The organism is Saccharospirillum mangrovi, assembly GCF_003367315.1.
In the GTDB taxonomy this organism is placed as follows: Bacteria; Pseudomonadota; Gammaproteobacteria; order Pseudomonadales; family Natronospirillaceae; genus Saccharospirillum; species Saccharospirillum mangrovi.
The window spans coordinates 3201053-3222402 of record NZ_CP031415.1 but is presented as its reverse complement, the minus strand read 5'-3'; the positions used below and the strand labels follow the sequence as shown (position 1 = coordinate 3222402).

The 21350-nt window shown below is 61.1% G+C and carries 14 protein-coding genes; 10 read left to right on the top strand and 4 right to left on the bottom strand.

From position 1 onward, the window contains the following. Window positions 1-227 precede the first annotated feature (227 nt). A complete protein-coding gene (locus DW349_RS15070; RefSeq protein ID WP_108124012.1) occupies window positions 228-1277 on the top strand; it encodes an NAD-dependent epimerase/dehydratase family protein in 1050 nt (349 codons plus the stop codon). On the opposite strand, the gene ruvX is transcribed toward DW349_RS15070, so the two are convergent. From ruvX to gshB, 3 genes are read right to left on the bottom strand one after another with little or no spacing between them, the layout of a single operon-like run. Then, the gene (gene ruvX / locus DW349_RS15065; RefSeq protein WP_108124011.1) at window positions 1274-1708 is read right to left on the bottom strand and encodes a Holliday junction resolvase RuvX; all 435 of its coding nucleotides are present in this window, start codon (window positions 1706-1708) and stop codon (window positions 1274-1276) included. The two genes, DW349_RS15070 and ruvX, sit on opposite strands and share 4 nt — an antisense overlap. Beyond that, the gene (locus DW349_RS15060) at window positions 1705-2583 is read right to left on the bottom strand and encodes an energy transducer TonB (protein WP_108124010.1); all 879 of its coding nucleotides are present in this window, start codon (window positions 2581-2583) and stop codon (window positions 1705-1707) included. Before DW349_RS15060 ends, ruvX begins: the two co-directional genes overlap by 4 nt. Continuing rightward, window positions 2583-3536: a glutathione synthase gene (gene gshB, locus DW349_RS15055; RefSeq protein WP_108124009.1), complete on the bottom strand. Its 954-nt coding sequence runs from the start codon at window positions 3534-3536 to the stop codon at window positions 2583-2585. The genes DW349_RS15060 and gshB overlap by 1 nt, the downstream gene beginning before the upstream one ends. 363 nt (window positions 3537-3899) lie before the next feature. Between gshB and pilH the strand changes: the two genes are divergently transcribed. The 5 genes from pilH (at window position 3900) to DW349_RS15015 (ending at window position 14844) form a co-directional block, all read left to right on the top strand. After that, window positions 3900-4277 carry a twitching motility response regulator PilH gene (gene pilH, locus DW349_RS15050; protein WP_108124008.1) on the top strand — a complete coding sequence of 126 codons (378 nt, stop codon included), beginning with the start codon at window positions 3900-3902 and terminating at the stop codon, window positions 4275-4277. Between the two features lie 9 nt (window positions 4278-4286). Then, complete coding sequence (locus DW349_RS15045) at window positions 4287-4832, top strand: chemotaxis protein CheW (protein WP_108124007.1); 546 nt, start codon at window positions 4287-4289, stop codon at window positions 4830-4832. A gap of 22 nt (window positions 4833-4854) precedes the next feature. Further along, window positions 4855-6945: a methyl-accepting chemotaxis protein gene (locus DW349_RS15040; protein WP_108124006.1), complete on the top strand. Its 2091-nt coding sequence runs from the start codon at window positions 4855-4857 to the stop codon at window positions 6943-6945. A 170-nt stretch (window positions 6946-7115) separates the two neighbouring features. Next, window positions 7116-14345, top strand: a complete 7230-nt coding sequence (locus DW349_RS17470) for an Hpt domain-containing protein (RefSeq protein ID WP_198650396.1) — start codon at window positions 7116-7118, stop codon at window positions 14343-14345. Continuing rightward, on the top strand, window positions 14335-14844 hold the full coding sequence (locus DW349_RS15015; RefSeq protein WP_157954216.1) for a chemotaxis protein CheW: 510 nt from the start codon (window positions 14335-14337) through the stop codon (window positions 14842-14844). The genes DW349_RS17470 and DW349_RS15015 overlap by 11 nt, the downstream gene beginning before the upstream one ends. Here DW349_RS15015 and DW349_RS15010 read toward each other — a convergent pair. Continuing rightward, the gene (locus tag DW349_RS15010) at window positions 14787-17675 is read right to left on the bottom strand and encodes a class I adenylate cyclase (RefSeq protein WP_157954215.1); all 2889 of its coding nucleotides are present in this window, start codon (window positions 17673-17675) and stop codon (window positions 14787-14789) included. The genes DW349_RS15015 and DW349_RS15010 overlap by 58 nt on opposite strands. A gap of 238 nt (window positions 17676-17913) precedes the next feature. Between DW349_RS15010 and DW349_RS15005 the strand changes: the two genes are divergently transcribed. From DW349_RS15005 to cdd, 4 genes are all read left to right on the top strand, one after another. Then, window positions 17914-18639, top strand: coding sequence for a response regulator (locus DW349_RS15005; protein ID WP_108124003.1), 726 nt, complete (start codon window positions 17914-17916; stop codon window positions 18637-18639). Continuing rightward, the gene (locus tag DW349_RS15000) at window positions 18639-20081 is read left to right on the top strand and encodes an ATP-binding protein (protein ID WP_108124002.1); all 1443 of its coding nucleotides are present in this window, start codon (window positions 18639-18641) and stop codon (window positions 20079-20081) included. Before DW349_RS15005 ends, DW349_RS15000 begins: the two co-directional genes overlap by 1 nt. A gap of 84 nt (window positions 20082-20165) precedes the next feature. After that, window positions 20166-20876 (top strand): purine-nucleoside phosphorylase, encoded by a 711-nt coding sequence (gene deoD / locus DW349_RS14995; RefSeq protein WP_108124001.1) that lies wholly within the window; start codon window positions 20166-20168, stop codon window positions 20874-20876. 2 nt (window positions 20877-20878) lie between these two features. Further along, the gene (gene cdd, locus DW349_RS14990; RefSeq protein ID WP_108124000.1) at window positions 20879-21283 is read left to right on the top strand and encodes a cytidine deaminase; all 405 of its coding nucleotides are present in this window, start codon (window positions 20879-20881) and stop codon (window positions 21281-21283) included. The last annotated feature ends 67 nt before the right edge of the window (window positions 21284-21350 follow it).

Sequence of the window (21350 nt, the reverse complement as noted above, 5' to 3'; positions counted from 1 at the left end):
GTCTTTGTAGTAGCCGGTGGGCAGGTCGGGTTGGGTGGTAATAAACAGCTACCTCGGCGTGTGGGTGCAGCGAATGCTAGGGGAAGTGGGGGCGGATAAACAACCCATTGCCAGTGCGCCTGGTGCCGATGGCCGGCTGTGACTTCTGGCGGATTTAAGCTGGGCCGGGCGCGATCATATTAGTCACCACCACTTTTGCGGTCCGCCGCGTCAAGAGGAATTCAGTGATGACACAGCAAGTCATGGTCAGTGGTGCTTCAGGCTATCTCGGTTCCTGGGTTGTGGACAGCCTGTTGCGCGCCGGTTATCGCGTGCATGGCACCGTTCGCAGTCTGGCTGATTCGGCCAAGCTGGCACATCTGGAACAGATGAAAACGCAATACCCCGATCAGTTGTTTCTGTTCGAGGCTGATCTGCTGACGCCGGGCAGTTTTGATGCGGCGATGGCCGGATGCACCATCGTCTTCCACACCGCTTCACCTTATTTTCTGGAAAAGACCAAAAACCCGGAACAGACCCTGTTACGCCCGGCGCTCAACGGCACGGCGAATGTGATCGACAGTATCGAACGCTGTGAATCGGTGCGCCGGCTGGTGTTGACCAGCAGTGTGGTCAGCCTGTACGACACGGCGCGTTCGGTGAATGCCAAGGGCAGCCCATTGGTGACGGCGGCTGACGTCAATACCGGCTCCCGGCTCGACAGCAATCCCTACGCGTTTTCCAAAACCCAGGCGGAACAACTGGCCTGGCAACGGCAGCGGCAACAACAACGCTGGAGCCTGGTGACGCTGCACCCGGGCGGCATCTTTGGCCCATCGCTGTCGCGCCGCATCGACGGCACCAGTGCGAAGATGATGCAGCAGTTCGTCGATGGCAGCTTTCGTCAGGGCGTGCCGAGAATGTGGCTGGGTGTGGTCGATGTGCGTGATGTAGCGCTGGCGCATCTGCGCGCCGCCGAACAGGGTAAAGACCAGCAGCGCTATATTCTGGTCGCCCAGGGGATTCGTTTGCTGGATCTGGCGCATTGCCTCGACGGCGAACGCTTCAACATTGCCGACAAATTACCCAGCCGCGAACTGCCCAAATGGCTGCTGTGGTTGCTGGCTCCCTTGATTGGCATGTCGCGTCGCGATGTGGCCGGGAATATGGGTTACCCACTGGAATTCGATAATCAACCCAGCCGTGATGAACTGGGCATCCAATACCATTCGCTGGCGCAAACGATGAACGACCACGCCGCTCAACTGTTGCAGGACGGTCTGGTCAAAGGCCGCTAGGCCTGAGGCGTGGTTTGCAGCAGGAAGGTTTCCAGAATCAACTGGGCCGCGATGCTATCAACCTGCGCCTGCCGTGCCTTGCTCAAACTTTTGCCGCGTTCGCCCAACTGGCTGCGCGCTTCGCGGCTCGACAAACGTTCGTCGATGGCTTCGGCCGGTAAGCCGTAACGGCCGTGCAGGCGCTTGCGGAATTTGTTGGCGCGGGCGCCCATTTCGCTGTCGCTGCCGTCCATGTTGTACGGGATGCCGACGACGAAACCGGCCGGTTTCCATTCGTTCACCAAGGCGTCGATGGCGTCCCAGTTGGGAATGCCGTCGCGGGCGCGCAGCGGTGGCAAGGGGCTGGCGGTCTGGGTCAGGCGTTGGCCGGCGGCGACACCGATCCAGGCCAGGCCGAAATCGAAGCCTAACCAATGGCCGTCGGCGCTCATGGCGTCTCCCGGCCGAAGCGGTTGTCGGTGCGGAACTGCCAGGTGCGGATGATTTCGAGCTGGTCGTATTCCTGGCGCATGTCCAGCGTGAACGGTTCGAACGGCGCAGCTAAATGCACAATGCGTTGCGCCGCCTGGTCGAGTACGGCATGGCCGGAACTGCGGGTTACGGCGACGTTGGCGAGTGTGCCGTCGGAGCGAATGGTGACCGCCAAACGCACATCGCCGGTCAGCCGTTGCTGACGCGCCGCCTGCGGATAGTTCTGGTTACCAATGCGTTCGATTTCTTCCAGCCAGCCATACACATAAGCCGCATCCAGCGATTGCCGCGCTGACACCGCCGTCAGCGTGCGGGTGCGCGGTGCGCGTGCCAGATTCTGGCGGCTTTCATCGAGCATGGCGCGCAGTGTGGCGATGTCGTTGACCTGGCTCAGCAGCAGCGCTTCGTCGCTGGCCTGGCTCGGGTCGGTGAGGGCGTCTTCGCTCGGTTGCGCATTAGCGCTGCGTTCGGCGTCGCCGGTGGTGGTCACCAACGCGCGTTGCGGCGATTGCTCGGCGAAGCGGATTTGCTGTATTTCCGGCACGGTGCGGAATATCTGGTTGTCTTCGATCTCGGCTTGTTCGGTCGAGGTCAATTGGGCTTTGTCTTCCAGCGTGCCGCTGCCTTGCTGGTTGGCGTCGGCGAGGAAATCGGCTTCGTCGAGTGGCGTGGTGGTCGGGCTGGCGTGTTGTGCCAGCGTCACGTCGAGCGTCGGCGGTAACTGGCCGGATTTGGGCGGCTCGAAGCCGACGCCGAAAATCACCAGGGCGTGCAGGCCCACGGCGACAAACAGCGTGAAGCTGAGCCGGTCGACCGCGCCGACGCTGACCGCCATCAGCTCAGACCCCGCTTGGCGGCGATAACGTCCATCAGTTTGCCGGCGATGTCGGTGTCATAAGCGGCGTCGATTTCGCGGATGCAGGTCGGGCTGGTGACGTTGATTTCGGTTAAGTAATCGCCGATCACGTCCAGGCCGACGAAAATCAGGCCGCGTTTTTTCAGTTCCGGTCCGACGCGTGCGGCGATTTCACGGTCGCGATCGCTTAACGGTTGCGCCCGGCCAGTGCCGCCGGCGGCCAGGTTGCCCCGGGTTTCGCCTTTGGCGGGCAAGCGCGCCAGGCAGTAGTCAATCGGTTCGCCGTCGATCATCAGGATGCGTTTGTCGCCGTCTTTGATTTCCGGCAGGTATTTCTGCGCCATCGTTTGTTGCTGGCCGTGTTCGGTGAGCGTTTCGATGATCACCGAGACGTTCGGGTCGTCGGCTTTTAAACGGAAGATGGAACTGCCGCCCATGCCGTCGAGCGGTTTGAAAATGACGTCGCCGTGTTCCTGGTGAAAGGCTTTCAGGCGGGCCGCGTCGCGAGTAATCAGATGCGGCGGGGCGACATCAACAAAGGCGGTGGCGTAGAACTTCTCGTTGCAGTCGCGCAGCGATTGCGGCTTGTTGACGATCAGGACGCCGGCCTCTTCGGCGCGTTCGAGCATATAAGTGGCGTAGATGTATTCGTTGTCGAACGGCGGGTCTTTGCGCATCAAAACGACGTCGAGATCGGCCAGTGCCGTGGTGGTGGCGTCGCCTAAATCGTAGAAATGCGCCGGGTCGCGATGCACTTGCAGCGGCCGGGTGGTTGCCATCGGCTGGCCGTTGTCGAGGAACAGATCGGTCATGGTCATGTAGTGCAGCGTCCAGCCCCGATCCTGGGCGGCCCAAAGCATCGCCAGAGTGCTGTCTTTTTTATAGGTGACCGCTTCGATGGGGTCCATGACGACGCCGATGTGCAGACTCATGTGTGTTCGCCTTCGCTGGAAAATGAGGGCTATGGTAATGGATGCCGCCGGTCGCAAAAACAACCGTGTCGAACGCTTGGGTTTGTGCACTGGAACGGCCGCCTGTGAGCCGCGCCGCGAGCGACCCGGTTATGGCGGATAACCCCGTTCTGTGGTAAAAGTTTTGACGGTTTTCGAGGCGGGCGACGGGCGATTTGTCGGGGCTTTGACGGCGATTTCATGGCCGACACTGTGCTTCGGTTGACCCGCACTCACAGCACCATCCCAATGGCTTGACGTCGATTCGCGATCGACCGCATTGCCAGACTCACACCAACCCAGACCGGGCACCGTGCCCGCAACGACCGGAACAGTGGAATCAAGATGGCTCGCGTGCTGATTGTTGATGACTCCCCGACTGAGACTTACGCCTTTCAGGGCATGCTGGAAAAGCACGGCCATGACGTCCTGACTGCCGATAACGGCGCCGATGGCGTGGCACTGGCGCGCCAGGAACTGCCCGATGTGGTGTTGATGGACATTGTTATGCCCGGCCTGAACGGTTTTCAGGCGACGCGCCAACTGACCAAAGGCGCCGACACCGCGCACATCCCGGTCATCATCGTGACCACCAAAGATCAGGAAACCGACCGCGTCTGGGGCAAGCGCCAGGGCGCCAGCGGTTATCTGGTCAAGCCGGTCACCGATGACCAGTTGGCCGACGTGATCAACGCGGCGCTGGCCGGCAAGGTTGCGGACTGATTTCCCGTTATGGCGGTGCTGACGCCTCTGGCCCTGTTGCGCGATCTCGCCCAGCGTTACCGCGTGCAGGCGACGGATTTGCCCGATGCACCCGACCTCGACGCCGCCTGGAGCGGCATCGGTTTCCGGCTCGGGCCACACGCGCTGGTGGTGGCGATGTCTGAGGTAAGTGAAATTCTGCAGGCGCCCAAGGTAACGCGATTGCCCAATGTGCAGGCTTGGGTATTGGGCGTTGCCAATGTGCGCGGCCGGTTGTTGCCATTGCTCGACTTGCCGCGCTTTTTTGATTTGGGCGACAGCAGCGGCCGTCCACATCGCGGCCGGCCGGTGCTGGTGGTCGAGCAGGGCGAGCAAAGCGACGGTCTGGTGGTCGATGCGCTTGAAGGCATGCAGCATTTTGCCGACGAGGATTTTTCCACCGAAATGCCCGACATCGCCGCCAGCCTGCAACCCTTTATTCGCGGCCAGTACCGGCGCGATCAACGCCAGTGGGCGCTGATCAGCCTGACGGCGCTGGTGGCCCATCCCCAATTTCAGCAGGTAGCGCTGTCGTGATGCCTGTGTCCGAGGTGTTTGCATGAAGCACAACAGCGGCAAGGTGCTGACCCTGCTCGGAACCAACCGACAACTCGGTTTGTTGCTGGGCGCCTTGCTGGTGGTGATTCTGGCGCTGGTGGTGTTGGTGTATCAGAACTTCCGCCTGAACGGCATCGACCAGGATTTGCTCGATCAGGTGGGCGAGTTGCGCGTGCTGTCGCAGGAAATCGCCAAGAACGCCTCGGAAGCCTCGGCCGGCCAGAGCGATGCCTTCGCCTCGCTGCAACGCGCCCGTGATGCCTTCCAGGCGCGCTACGACTACGTGCTCGATGGCAACGATCAAAACGGCACGCCACCGCTGGCGGAACACGCTGCCAATATCGATACCGAACAACTGGCGCACGTCTGGGCGTCGGTCAGCCGCAACGCCGAACGCATCGTCGAATCGCGCGACATCATTCTCAATCTGCACGCCATCGCTGAAGTGCTGGCGGCGCGCGTGCCGGAGATGCAGGTCGAATACGACGAAGTGGTCGAAATCATGTTGCGTGGCGACGCCGAACCGGCACAGGTTGCCCTGGCGACGCGGCAAATCTGGCTGGCTGAACGCATCATGCGCTCGATCAACCGAGTGCGTGTTGGCGGCGAAGGCGCGGTGGTCGCGGCCGATAATTTCGAGCGCGACGCCATTCAGTTTCAGCGCGTGTTGAACGGCATGCGCCAGGGCAGCGCCGACGACAGCATCGAGCAGGTTCAGGATTTGGCGGCGCGCGAAACGCTGGATGAAATCGACCGGCTGTTCGAGCGGGTGTCGGCCTCGGTGCGCGCCATCATCGACACCTCGCCGGAATTGCTGGCGGTGCGTGAATCGGCCGGCGCCATCTTTGCCGAATCGCAGTATTTGCTGGAAGAAACCTCAGCGCTGGCGGCGCGCATTCAGCAGGAAGCCAACCAGCGGCCGCTCGGCAGCGACTGGATTTTGTATGGCCTGGGCGCGCTGGCGTTGGTGCTGGTGATGCTGGCGGTGTTCATCATCGTGCGCGACACCCAGCGCGATTTGCGCGCTACCGCTGCGGCCAACGAACAAAACCAGAACGCCATTCTGCGCCTGCTCGATGAACTGGCTGACCTCGCCGATGGCGACCTGACCGCTCAGGCCACCGTCACCGAAGATTTCACCGGCGCCATTGCTGATTCGATTAACTTCGCCATTGATCAGATGCGGCAGTTGGTGTCGTCGATCAACTCTACCGCTGTCGAAGTCTCCGCCGCCGCCCAACAGACGCAGGCGACGGCCATGCACCTGGCCGAAGCGTCCGACCATCAGGCGCAGGAAATCAGCGGTGCGTCGGCGGCGGTGAACGAAATGGCGATGTCGATTGATCAGGTATCGACCAACGCCTTGGAATCGGCCGGTGTGGCCGAGCGTTCGGTCGATATCGCCAAGAAAGGCGCCGACGGCGTGCAGGCGACGATCAGCGGCATGGACAACATCCGCGAACAGATTCAGGACACCTCCAAGCGCATCAAGCGGCTCGGCGAGTCGTCGCAGGAAATCGGCGATATCGTCTCGCTGATTAATGACATCGCCGACCAGACCAACATTTTGGCGCTGAACGCGGCCATCCAGGCGTCAATGGCCGGCGACACCGGCCGTGGTTTCGCCGTTGTTGCCGACGAAGTGCAGCGACTGGCCGAACGGTCGTCGGCCGCAACGCGGCAGATTGAAGCCTTGGTCAACACCATTCAGAACGACACCAACGAAGCGGTGTTGTCGATGGAGCAGACCGTCGCCGAAGTGGTACGCGGCGCTCATTTAGCGCAAGACGCTGGCGTTGCGCTGGAGGAAATCGAAGCGGTGTCACGCACGCTGGCCAATCTGATCCAGGCCATTTCCAATGCCGCGCGCAAACAGGCGTCGTCGGCCGGGCACATTTCCAACACCATGAACGTCATTCAGGAAATCACATCGCAGACATCGGCTGGCACCAACGCCACCGCGCGCTCGATTGGCAATCTGGCGCAACTGGCGAACGACCTGCGCTCCTCGGTGGCTGGCTTCAAATTGCCGCCGGACGAGGCCATCGTGCCGTTTTTGCCAGCGCTGGATGACAACGGCACCATTCGTTAATGCACGACCGACATTACAGACTGGCCGCGACAGGCCGATACAATAACGGTGTCGTGCCGTCAGACAGGCAAGGGAAGCGAACTTGAGTCAGAATACCAACGGGCAGCTAAGCTGTGCCGCCAGTGGCCGACCGCGGCGGCTGACCGATACGCAACACAAGGGGTAACGGCATGGTGGAACGCCGTGATTACATCGCGTTGGAGTGGGTTCGGGGCGAAGTCGACAAGACGCTTCGGACAGCTCGCGACGCCTGGCAGAACCAGCTCGAATCCAGCGACGAGGCCTGGCTGAACGCCAGCCATCAGGCGCTGCAACAGATCAGTAGCGCCTTGCAGTTGGTCGAATGCCACAGCGCCGCCTTGCTGGTCACTGAGTTGGAACAGCTGAACCAGGCGTTGCTCGATGGCGACGACATCGCCGACACCAGCGCCGCCCTGCACAGCCTGCTGCAAGCCGGCGAGCAACTGCCGGTGTATCTGGATCGACTGGCGCAAGGCCAGGACGACAGCCGCGCGCTGATTCTGCCAGCGGTCAATGACTTACGCGCCCAGCGCGGCGATACCGCCCTGACCGAAAGTGCCCTGTTTCACCCCGATCTAGACGCCGTGCAATTTCACACCGACACCTCCGGCATCGACCTGTTTCGTCAAAGCAATGTGCTGCAACTGGTGCGCAAACTGCGCCAGATGTACGAACTGGCGTTGCTCGGCTGGCTGCGCGAGCTGGACGTTGACTCCAATCTGCAATACCTCGGCAAGGCCGTTTCCCGGCTGGCGTTGCTGACCGAAAAAACCCCGGTCGCGGCACTGTGGCGCATCGCCCAGACCTTCACCGGCGCGCTGGAAAGCCAGCAACTGAGGCGCACCCCGGCGGTGATCGAACTGCTGCGCCAGCTCGACGCCGAACTCAAACATCTGCTGGAAAACCCGGTCGAAGTGGTCAGCCTGCCGCCGGACAGTGAGCTGCTGAAAGAATTGCTCTACCAACTGGCCCGTGCCGAAGACGGCGAAGCGGCCGAGGCCGAAGCGCCAACCGAAGAAGCCCCAGTCGAGCCGACCGAGCACACCTCGGCCGCCGCCCCGCCCACCAGTGCCTCCGGCCTGAACCCGGCGCACGACGCCATCATTCAAGACGCCTGCGCGGCGTTGGAACGCGTTAAAGACGCCCTGGCCGACTTCGCTGAGTCGCGCTGGGACACCGCCAGCCTCGCCACCGTTCCGGCTGAATTGGGCTCGGTACGCGCCGACCTGGACGAAGTGCCGCTGCCCGAAGCCGACGAAGTGCTGCGCTGCATCGACGGCTACATCAGCCAGCAATTGATGCACGACGACGAAGTGCCCGAGCGCACCGACATGGACGCCCTGGCCGATGCCATCATCGGCGTTCAGTACTATTTAGAGCAGTTAGCGCGAGACGGCGCCGCCGATGTCGGCTTGCTGGAAAACGCCGCTGAAGCCATCACCTCGCTGGGCTTTCCGGCCGATATCCAGGCCGCCACCGAAGCCGATTGGAACGACGATCTGGACGGCTCGTTCACCGCCCTGGAATCTGACGAAGATCTGGTGGCCGCCCTCGATGGTTTGGAAGGTTTTAATGCTTCGGATGACGAGACGCTCGAAGCGAAAGCCCTGGACAGCGACACCCCGGAAACCGCATCCCTCGACGCCGAACCGCCAGCCGGTGACTTGCCGCTGGAAGATTTGACCGACACGGATGTCGAACCCGAATTCGACCTCGACTCAGAGCCTGAACCTGAGGTTGCAACCGCCGCCGACAACGATATGTCGGTGGATGATGTGCTTGATGTCGAGGCGGATGCCGAAGACGAATCCGTCGCCGAGGTTGAAGCAGAAACAGCCGAAGCCGAAACGGACGCCGAAGCCGATGGCTTGTCGGCGTTGGCAATGGATGACGGCGAACCCAAGGCTGAATCGGACGATGGCCTGGATTATTCTGCCGACGATCTGGACCTGGACGGCATCGACAGCTGGCTGGCACAGGCAGAATCGAGCTTTGCCAGCGACCCGGACCTGAACGATCTCGATGGCGATGACAGTGATGACGACACCGCCGCCGATGAAGCTGTGCTCGACGGCCGGGAGTCAGCAGCAGCGGACGCAGAAACTGACGCCGAAGCCGCCGTTGATGAATTGGACGATCTGGACGGGATGGACGCTGCGGTACCGGCAGCCGTTGCATCGACCGATCTGGACTTGTCGGAACTGGACGCCGATGACGTTGCCAATCTGCTCAGTACCGGCGCTGACGATGAATTCGACCTTGACGATGAACTGTCGCTCGACGAATTGGGCGCCCTGGACGAAGCCAGTGTTGCAGCGCTGCTGAGCGACGACGATGACAGCGAACTGGACCTGAATTCAGCGATTAACGACGCCTTTGATGTCGACGCCGAAGAAGAAGCCGACGACTTCGCCATTGAAGACTTGCCGCTGAGCGATCTCGATGGCATCGGTTCCGATGCGGTTGCCGAGCTGGACGATCTCGATCTGGACAGCGCCATCGACGCCGATCTGGTCGCCACCGACATTCTCGACATCTTTGTCGAGGAAGTCGGCACCGTGCTCGACAGCCTGGGCGAGCAATTCCCGCGTTACCGCGACCAGCCCGATAACGCCGAGGCGCTGGCGCAAATCCGCAGCGATTTCTACAGCCTTAAGAGCAGCGCCGAACTGGTCGATGCCGAGGTGGTCGCCGACACCGCCGCCGCCGTCGAGGCCATGCTCAACCGTTTGATCGAAGGCACCATTGCACGCAGCGACGATCTGATGCGGGTGCTCGAAGGCGTTATCGACGAAATTCCGCTGTTGGTCAGCGCCTATCAACAGCAGCAGATTCCCGACGCCAGCCGCGCAGATGCCCTGGCCGACAAAGCGCATTTGTTGTCGCGCGGTCAGCCGGTCGATTGGGATGCGCCGTCGGAAGACGCGCCGGACGAAGCGCTGGCCGAAACGGACGCAGACGAAACGCTCAACGCCGACGACGAATTGCTGGCGATTTTCGCTCAGGAACTCGACGAACATCTGGATTTTGTCGAGCACTATCTGGAAGAAACCGACGCCGATCAGCCGGTGCCGGAACGGTTACACCGGGCGTTGCACACCATCAAAGGCTCGGCGCGTACGGCCGGTATTGATGCGGTGGCCGATTTGGTGGTGCCGCTGGAACAGCGCGTGCGTGAACTCAGCGAACGACGCCAGCCGCTGGGCGAAGAACTGCTCAGCCAGTTGGATGAAGGCGCCCGACGCATGCGTGCCGCCGCCGACGGCCGCGCCGAGCCGGACGACATCGATTTCATCAATCGGGTGGTGCTTGCCAACGCCGCCGACCCGATGGCCGCCACCGAGCCGGCCATAACAAGTGCCGAAACCGACACGACCGACCGCCTCAGCGATCTGGATTCTCTGTTGATGTCCAAAGGCGTCGACACCCTGCTGGAAGCGCCTGCCACCTTGCGCCAATGGCAGCAGGACGGCACAGCCGGTGCCGCTGTGGAAGAACTCGGCCACGAACTGAACCGGCTGTCGGAGCAGGCGCGCGACCTGAACCTTGAGCCGGTGATTGAACAAAGCCGTGGTCTGGCGTTGATGGTCGAAATGGCGCTGGCGGGCGAAGTGATCCCCGACGACGACTTCTTTGCGCTGGCCGAACGCGGCCAGGAAAGTCTGGTGAATCAGCTCGATCAACTGGCCGCTGGTCAGGACGTAGCCGTCGATGCCGACTTTGTTGAACAACTGCGGCGTTACCGGCCCGATGCCGACCCGCTGCATCAGCCGCCGCAACGGCTGACGCCGATGGATACCATGATCCGCCACGATCTGATTCCCGAAACCGACGGCGCCGCGGCCATCCCAGGCGAAGAAGGCCGCCTGGCGGGCAACGCCGAAGACCTGTTCCGTGCTACCGGCGACAGCGAACTGGTGGACATCTTCCTCGAAGAAGCGCGCGATCTGGTCGACAACATGCAGACCGCACTCGAACAATGGGAAGCCGACACCACCAACACCTTGGCGGCGGAAAGCCTGCAACGTGATCTGCATTCGCTCAAAGGCGGTGCGCGACTGGCCGAAATAGAGCCGGTGGCGGAGCTGGCGCATGAGATGGAGTCAGCGCTGGAGGGACCCGCCCAGGGAAAGCCGCAACCCAGCAAGCGATTGCTGGGGACACTGCAACAGACCCAGGACCAACTGGCGACGATGATTCAGCAACTGACGACCAGCCGCAGTTGCCAGATTCCGACGGCGTTGATTCAGACATTGCGGCAACAGTCGACGAGCCGGAACAAGAACCGGAACCGGAGCTCGAACCTGAACCGGAGCTCGAACCCGAGCCTGAACTCGAACCAGAGCCCGAACTCGAACCAGAGCCCGAACTCGAACCAGAGCCCGAACCAGAGCCCGAGCCCGAACCAGAGCCCGAGCCCGAGCCCGAGCCCGAGCCCGAGCCCGAGCCCGAGCCCGAGCCCGAGCCGGACATCGAAGAACCCGCCGTTGCCGAACCCAGCGAAGAAGATGACTTCGATGTCTCTGACCTCGACGTCGCCGGCCTCGACGTCGCCGACCTTAGTTCCGGCGAATTCGATATTACCGACTTCGATGTCACTGACGATGACGCCACCGCTCTTGATTCAGCCGACCTCGACGTTTCCGAGCTCGACGGAGCAGACCTCGACGTTTTCGACCTCGATGCAGCCGACCTCGACGGAGCTGAACTCGATGCAGCCGACCCCGACGCCGTCGAACTCGAGTCAGCCGAACCAGACGGAGCCGACGTCGACTCGGTCGAACACGAAACCGTCGAACTCGAATCAGCCGAACTCGAATCAGCCGAACTCGAATCAACCGAACCAGACGGAGCCGACATCGACCTCGAAACCGTCGAGCTCGATGAAGCCGACACCAGCGACCTCGACTTTGCAGAACTCAACGAGGTTGAACCCGACATCTCCGACCTCGACATTGACGACCTCGAAATCGCCAACCTCGACTTTACCGACCTCGATCTCTCAGAGCTCGAAGCCGACGACGGCGATGACGAAGACGCCTCTGGCCGCGGCTGACGCCCGGCCCGATTCGGCCGTGGCTTCGGCTTCTGCCGAAGTCGATCTGGACATTCTCGACATCTTTGTCGAAGAAGCGGCGGAGTTGCTGGTCGACATCGAACAACTGCTCAGCGACTGGCAAGCCGAACCCGGCAGCCATCAGCCCGCTGATGAACTGAAGCGTGTGCTGCACACCCTCAAAGGCGGCGCGCGGCTAGCCAAACTGAACCGGCTGGGCGATCTGTGCCACGACTTCGAAAGCGCCGTCGCGCGTCTCGACGCCCGCAAAGGCCCGGCCGATGCCGAAGGCTTAGCCGACTTGCTGGCGCGTCAGGACCAACTGGTGCAAGGCGTCGACAGCATGCGCACCTTGCTCAGCCGCGACGAATCCACCCGCCACGAATTCAGCCCCGCCGTGACCGCGCGCAGCGAGCCTGATTCGTCGCTGCCCGCTACAACGTCGCGTTCTGCGTCGCCCGACAGCATCAAGGTCAACGCCGATCTGCTCGAAACCCTGGTCAATCTGGCCGGCGAATCGTCCATTTTGCGCGCCCGCCTGGAACAGGACGTCAGCAATTTCCAGTTCACGCTGGGCGAAATGGATTCGACGCTGGAACGACTGCGCGATCAGGTGCGACATCTGGACATGGAAACCGAAGCCCAGGTGCTGTTCCGCCAGGAACGCGCGCTCGACAGCGGCTACACCGATTTCGATCCGCTGGAAATGGATCGCTATTCGCACATTCAGCAATTGTCGCGCTCACTGCTCGAAGCCAGCTCGGATCTGAGCGACCTGAAAACCACGCTGGCCGATAAAACCCGCGACACCGAAACCCTGTTGCAGCAACAAGGCCGGCTGCATTCGCAGTTACAACAGGGCCTGATGCAGACCCGGCTGGTGCCATTCAGCCGACTGGTGCCGCGGCTGCGACGGCTGGTGCGGCAAGTCGCCTCGGAACTGGGCAAAGAGGTTGAGTTGGTGGTTGCCAACGCCGAAGGCGAAGTTGATCGCACCGTGCTCGAACGCATGGTCACGCCGCTCGAACACATGCTGCGCAACGCCGTCGATCACGGCATTGAAGTCGCCTCGGTGCGTCGGCAGCTGGGCAAACCAGCGCAGGGACGGATCGAGCTCAGCCTGGCGCGTGAAGGCGGCGACGTGGTGTTGCGGCTGAGCGACGACGGCGCCGGTCTGGATGTTGAACGCATTCGCGCCCGCGCCGAACAACTCGGTTGGCTCACGCCGGGTGCTGCGCTTGACGACCACAGCGTGTTGCAAACGATTCTGGAGCCGGGTTTTTCCACCGCGACCGCGCTGACGCAGATTTCCGGTCGCGGCGTCGGCATGGACGTGGTCAACGCCGAAGTCAAACAGCTCGGCGGCAGCATGAGCATCGACGGCCAGCCGGGCCAGGGCAGTTGGTTCACTTTGCGGCTGCCGTTTACCGTCTCGGTCAACCGCGCGCTGATGGTGCGGCTGGGCGATGATTTCTATGCGCTGCCACTGAGCACCATCGAAGGCATCGTGCGGGTACCGGCGGCCCAGCTGCGCGCCTTGATGAGTGCGGATGCGCCTTCATACGACTACGCCGGCCACGCCTACCGGCCGGTGTATCTTGGCGATTTGCTGGGCATCGACGCCCCGGCCGATTTGGTTTGGGAAGCGCCGGCCGATGGCACCGCGGTGCCGCTGATTCTGGTGCGACGCAGCGACGAGGCTCAGCCAGTGGCGCTGACGGTCGATCAATTACTGGGTTCGCGCGAAATTGTCGTCAAGACGCTCGGGCCGCAGTTCAGTGCGCTGGCGGGCGTGTCCGGCGCGACCATTCTGGGCGATGGCTCGGTGGTGGTGATTCTCGATCTGGCAGCCTTGATTCGCGCCCGTCTGGCCGATCTGAACGCCGTCGCGCCGTTGCTGCGCCGGGTACCGACGCCGAGCGCTCAGCCGACGTCCAACGCATTAACCGTGTTGGTGGTGGACGATTCGGTAACGGTGCGCAAGGTGACCAGCCGTCTGCTGGAACGCCAGGGTTGGACCGTCTGGCTCGCCAAAGACGGCCTCGAAGCCGTCACGCTGCTGCAAAACCAACACCCGGATGTGATTCTGCTCGACATCGAAATGCCCAACATGGATGGCTTCGAAGTGGCCCAGCAAGTACGCCACGACGACCGCCTGAAACAGGTGCCGATCATCATGATCACCTCGCGCAGTGGCGACAAACACCGCCAGCGGGCGTTCGCCATTGGCGTCAACGAATACCTTGGCAAACCGTTCCAGGAAGGTGTGTTGCTTGAGTGCATCAATCGGTTGTGCCGACGGGAGTCGCAGCGTGTCGATTGAGTCGGAAGCTACAGCGACAGCCGGAACGGGCGATGAGCGCCTGGCAACATTCTGGGTTCCGATGCAGCAAAAAAGCCTGCTGGTGCCGCAAGTTGCCATTGCCGAAGTGGTCGCCAAAGCCACCTTGCAAGCCGTGCCCGATGCCCCCGTCTGGCTGCTGGGTCGGCTGGACTGGCGCGGGCAGTCGCTGCCGGTGCTCAGTTACGAAGCGGCCAACGGCCAGACCCAGGCGCCGGATTCGCCCGGCGTGCGTCTGGCGATTTTCAACACACTCAGCGACGGTGCCGCATTGCCATTCTGGGCGCTGCGCATTCAGGGCATTCCTCGGCTGTTGCGCCTGAGCGACGCCGAAGTGCGCGAAGACAGCCTGGCGCGCTGCACCCGCGCCGAACGGTTGGCGGTGATTACCCAACTGGGTAAGGCGAGTATTCCGGATCTGGATTATTTGGAATCGTTGGCGGCGTCGATCGGTATTACCTCGGCCGAACGGGCGGACTGAAGCAGTCGCGCCTGCACCAGCAGCGCTTCGTTGATGCGCTGTTCCAGGCGCAGTTTGTAACGCAGGTAATGAATCGTTTGCGCCTGGCCGTTGGGCAGACCGGCGGTGATGCGATCCGACAATGACAAGTCGGTGATGTACATCGGGTAAGGTTCGTTGTCCGGGCGGGCCGCAAGAATGCAGGCTGCAACCTGCGGGAAGAAATCGTCGCCCAATTCCTGGCTGGAAAATTCGCGATCGTGGCACAGCAACACGAATTCCTGTTGGCCGTCCGGCCCCAGCTCCATCATTACTTGAACGTTGCTGGTTTGCTTGTCGTCCAGCAAACCGGCGGTACCGACGCGTTTCATCGTCGGAATACCGCTCGGCAGCAGCGTCATTTCATAGCACTGGATCGGCAGCGAGGGTGTCGACAGTTCGCTGTCGAGCGCCTGACGCCGGTGTTCGGTGATTTTCACAAAACGCAGCAGCGAGGCCAGCAGGCTGGTCTTGGTGCGGCACGCCTGGCGGAAGCTCAACAGTGAACCGTTTTCGTCGATTAAGTAGACCGTCGCGACGCGCTTGGCCAGTTGGTAGATCAGCGTCAGGCCTTGTTCTTCCTGCTGGTCAATCACCGCGCGCAGCCGGTTCTTGTCGCTCTCAAAATGCCGGTCCGGCAGGATGCGGTTGCGTTGGGCCTGTTCCTGGCCGAGCCAGTCCACCAGTTCGGCTTCGGTATCAAAACTCAGGCTGTTGAGCTGGCGTTTGTTGATGGTCAGTGCCTGATATTGCTGGCCCAGGTTGTAGAGGAAGCGCACCGGCTGTTTGCGCGCGTAGTCGTACAGCGCAGTTACCGCGTCTTCGAACAAATCCTGAATGCGTTTGGCGATGGCTTGCGGCCGCGTCTGGTTGTGGCAGAACGATTCGAGCATCGGCCGATGCACATATTTCTGGCGCGCCAGCAGCGACAGCAAAAAGTGAATCGCCTGTGGCAGGGCGTCTTGCTGATCGAAATGTTCGACCACCACTTCGCCCCAGGAATTGATCACCACCATGTCGATACTGGCGACCAGATTTTCACGCAGCGAACTGAAATCGAGGCTGTTTGAGCGCGCGGAAATTTTCTGCAAACCGCGCCGGGTCAAATGCTGTAACGGATCGCAACCGAGGTTGCTGAACAGCAATACGCGCTCAACCTGTGCCGGCTTGTAGAAGTTCGACGCAGGGACCGGCGGCATGTTCAGTGGCAACGATTGGCGCAAATCGGCCAGCGTTTTGCGCACTTCGAAATTGGTGATTGAACTGAACTGGGTGAACACCGGGATGTGCAGGTGCGCCGCCAGTAAACCGTTGAGGTGGCACCACAACATGGTTTCCAGCAAGCCGCTGGATTTTTTCAGCGTGCTGCCAATCTGGCCGTTGGGTAACTGGCTGTGTGCGACCCAATGCGACGGCTGGCCTTTGCGCGGGCCGACTTCCTTGATGCGGATTTTTTCGTGGCTGAGATCGACCTGATGGCCGAAGCTGATGAAGTCGATTTTGCCGCGCCGGCGGTCGAAGGCAGCGTGCAGTTTGCGACTTAAAATCAGCAAATCCTGCTGACTCATCAGGTGATTGCTTTCGTGTTCGGCGGCGAACTGCGTCAGGAATCGGTACGAGCGCGTCAGTTCGTTAATCAGCAATTTGCGCTCGGCCATGATGTCTTGCACCGGCCAGCTGGCGTGGCCGTCCAGATAGGCCAGATAGTCGCTTTGCCAGCCCCATTCTTTGGTCAGTTCAGCCATCAACTGACGCCGCCAGGTGCTGACTTTGACAGGGCGCGACAACTGAATGCCGGCCTTGAAATAGAAGCAGCGGCGAATCAGTTCCAGCCGGCTGTGTTCACTGCGACCACTGAGATAACTCTCGATGCGCCGGTACAGCATGACGTAAGGGTCGAGTTCGTTCAGCTCGGTCACGCCATCATGAACCGCGTTTTTGTACTGGTGCGCCAGGCTGGTGACGTTGGGAAAATCGCGCGCGTAGACTTCCAGCAACAGCAGTTTCAGCACCGATTTGTGCGGCGAATCGATGCCTTTGTACAGCTGCCACATACCGGCACCGATGAACTCACCCGCGGGCAAATTCGGCAGAGCGCCGAAGTCGATCGACTCTTCCAGTCGAGCAACGCCACGGCCGCGGAATTCGCGCACCAGATCGTCGTAGCGGTTTTCCTGCTGCGCTGGTACAAACCACCAGGCCGGCGGCGCGCCGGCGAGTAACTGGCCGGTGCGGTAGAACTCGTCGAGCAACAGGAAGTGCTGAGTGGAGCCGCAGTTTTCGCCGGTCAGCGAGCGTTGATCGCCCGCCTCGAACTGTTGCGAGTTCATCAGGAAAAAGTGCACTTCCAGGTTAAAACCTTCCGCCCAATGGCTGATCATCTCGGCCTTGGTTTCCAGCAGGTCGATCTGATGCTGGGTCAGGCCCGGCTTGTAGCACAGCCAGATATCGAGGTCGGAACTGGTCGATTGCGCCACCGATCCGGAAGAACCCATCAGATACAGACCGGCAATTTGCGGATACATGGCGCGAGCGGTGCCTGGACGGGCGGAGAAATTCACCTGTTGCAGCAGGCTCAACGTGCCCTGGTTGGGCTGATATTGCACCAGACCAACCGGTACATCCGGCTCGACAAAGTAGCCCGGCGAGCCGCGCAAATGGGTGTGGAACAGCAGCGGCAGCAGATCCAGACACTGTTTCTGCTTGGTTTGCAGACTTTCACGCAGGCGCGTTAAACGACCGTCATTGATCGCCAGAAACCGATCACGGTAGGTGCGTAATGCCTCCTGGGGCGCCTGTTGGTGTTTGGTCACTGCTCTTCTCGGATTTGGCAGCAAAATTCAAGTCAGTGTAATGCAAAGTTTTGGCCTGAAACGTGGTCGTCGTCTCAGTTCCGACGACGATGATATACTTTGTTACCCAAGTGGGCGGCGAGCACCGTTAGACTTTCGCGCCGGTCCGAACCTGATTGCTGGTGTATTCAGCCGGTCAGGTGCGGGTATTTCCGGCACTGTTTGCCCAACATCTGCCCCAACCAGCAGTGGAACTCCGATGCACCCAGAACAACAAAAGCGCATCCTGGTGGTGGACGACGACGAGGACATCCGCAATCTGCTCAAGGAATACCTTGAGAAAAACGGATTTCTGGTCACCACCGCTGCCGATGGCCAGCACATGCGCGACCTTTGGCCGCACGAACGCTTTGACCTGATCGTCCTCGACATCATGATGCCCGGCGACGACGGCTTCACGCTGTGCAAAGAAGTGCGCGCCCGCTCACGCATCCCGATCATCATGCTCACCGCCGGTTCCGACGAAACCGACCGCATCATTGGCCTGGAACTGGGCGCTGACGATTACGTCGGCAAGCCGTTCAACCCCCGTGAATTGCTGGCCCGCATCAAAGCGGTGCTGCGCCGTTACGACGAAGGCCCCGACAGCTCGCCGCTCGACGCCCGCCAACGGCTGCGTTTTGGCGAATGGTTGCTCGATTTAACCAACCGCGAACTGACCGACCCCAGCGGCGGCCAGCATTCGCTCAACGGTGCCGACTTCAATTTGCTGCGTCTGTTTGTCAGCCGACCCGGCGAAGTGCTCAGTCGCGATGACTTGAGCAACGAGCTGCGCGGCCGCGATTCGTCGCCGTTTGATCGTTCCATCGATGTGCAGATCAGCCGTTTGCGGTCGCGTCTGAACGACGACGGCAAATCGCCGCAAGTGATTAAAACGGTGCGCGGCGCCGGCTACATCCTGACGGTTCCGGTCAGCCCCGAATAATGCCGCGCTTCAGTTTCACCTCGCTGTACAGCCGTCTGCTGGCGCTGATGGTGCTGGGTCTGATCAGCGCCTTCAGCTTCAGCAACTACGTCTGGCTGTATTTTCTCGAAGGCCAGCGCGAACAGCAGGGTGAATCGATGGCGCGCGACATGGCGTTTTCGGTCGGCTCGACGATGGAATTTATCCGCGCCTACCCGCGCGATTACCGCCATCTGATCATCAACCAACTGCGCGACATGGGCGGTTCGCGCTTTCTGGTGTCGGTGAACGACAACTTCATTCCGGTCGAACCGATTCGCGACAGCCTCGCCAAGCAGCAGTTTCTCGACCAGTTTCAGCAATCGATCGAAGAAAAACTCGGCCAGCGGCTGGCGGACCTGAACATCGAATTCGCCGACCCGCGTTTTCTGCACGTCTACGAACCGGACATCCGGCTGGTCGATCTGCCGCCGCGTTGGGCGCAAAACACCCTGATTCTGGAACCCGACCCGCCGCCGGTGCTGGTTGCCCAGGTGCCGGTTGGCGAAGGCGAATGGCTGTATCTGGCGGGCCTGTTGCCCGACCCGTATTTCCTGTCGGAAAACGAATACCTCGATCAGGGTCAATTGCTGTTTCTGACCATCTTGCTGGTGGTGCTGGTCACCATCGCCTGGTTCGTGGTGCGCTGGATGACGCGGCCGCTGTCGAATCTGGCAACGGCGGCGCGGCAACTCGGCACCGACATTCACCTGGCACCGCTGGAAGAAAAAGGCACTCGCGAAGTGAAAGAAACGGCGCGTGCCTTCAACCTGATGCAGGAACGGGTGCTGCGTTTCGTTGACGACCGCGAACGACTGTTCTCGGCGATTTCGCACGACCTGAAAACGCCGATCACCCGCTTGCGGCTGCGCGCCGAAATGATGGACGAAAGCGGCGTCAAATCGAGCATGATCAAGGATCTGGAAGAACTCGAGGCCATGGTCAAAGGTGCGCTCGATTTAGGCCGCAGCACCGATGTGCACGAAAACACTCACCCGATCGACATCAACCAGATGGTGCAGACGCTGAAAGACGATCTGGCGTTGCTCGGCTACCCGTTGGAAATTCGCGGCATGGCGCGCTGGCCGTTTTACGGCAAGCCGCTGGCGCTGAAGCGTTGCCTGTCGAATCTGGTGCACAACGCGGCGTTCTACGGCACTCAGGTGCGGCTCGACATCGTCGACAGTCGTCAGGAGCTGAAAATCTACGTGGTCGATAACGGCCCTGGCATTCCCGAGGCGGAAATCGACAAGGTATTCGAGCCATACGTGCGGCTGGAAACCTCGCGCAATCGCAACACCGGCGGTGCCGGGCTCGGCCTGAGCATTGCCCGCAACATTGCGCATGCGCACGGCGGTCAGTTGAAGTTGCGCAATCGCATCAGCGCGGGTCTGGAAGCGGCGGTGTTGTTGCCGCGACGCTGAATCGCTGCGTCACTGGTCGCGTTCCCAGCAAGCCGTTATAGTGCTGCAAGTTGAACATTTGGTCAGAAAATTCACGAGGTCTTTATGCCCACTCCCCACATCAATGCCAACGCCGGCGATTTCGCCGACACCGTTCTGATGCCCGGCGACCCGCTGCGCGCGCAATACATCGCCGAAAACTTCCTCGATAACGCCAAGCGCGTTACCGACGTGCGTTCCATGTTTGGCTACACCGGTACCTTTAATGGCAAGCCGGTGTCGATCATGGGGTCGGGCATGGGCGTGCCGTCGATGTCAATTTACGCCAAGGAACTGATCACCGAATACGGCGTGAAGCATCTGATTCGTGTCGGCACCTGCGGCGGCATTGGTGACGACATCAAACTGCGTGACGTCATCATCGCCAGCGGCGCCAGCACCGATTCGGGCGTTAACCGCACCCGCCTGCTCGGTTACGACTTTGCCGCCACCGCCGACTATTCACTGCTCGCCGCCGCCGTGACCAGTGCGCGCAATGCCGGTGTCGAAGCCCGGGTCGGCAATGTGTTCACCTCCGATTTGTTTTATTCGCCGGAAGAAGCCTTAATCCCGGCGCTGCGCAAGATGGGCATTCTGGCGGTGGAAATGGAAGTGGCCGGTCTGTACGGCGTGGCCGCTGAATACGGCGCCAAGGCGCTGGGCATCATGACCGTCAGCGACCACATTGTGCGCGGCGAAGCGACCAGTTCCGACGAACGCCAGACCACCTTCAACGAGATGATTCAGATCGCACTCAACGCCGCCGTGAGTCTGTAACCATGGCGGCCCCTGCGGATTTGAAAGCCGCGGCGAAGCTGGCCGCCGGCAACGCCTACGTGCCCTACAGCGAGTTCCCGGTTGGCGCTGCGTTGCGTTGCGTCGATGGCCGTATTTTCAGCGGCTGCAACGTGGAAAACCGCTCCTACCCGCTGGGCATGTGCGGCGAACGCACCGCCATCGGCACGGCGGCGTCGGCCGGTGTGCGGCCGGGAGAGATTGTCGAACTGGTGGTGTTTATGCCGGGCAATCAATTGTTTTCGCCCTGCGGTGGCTGCCGTCAGGTGATCGCCGAATTCATGCCGGCCAATGGCAAAATCTGGGCGACCAACGACGGCGATGGTTTGCGCGAATGGAGCGCCACCGAACTGCTGCCGGACGGCTTCAGCTTCGACGGTTTGAGTTGACCATCCGGTCAGAAAGCAGGAATAAAACAACATCTTAAACGTTTAGGCCCGGCGCTTTGCCGGGCCT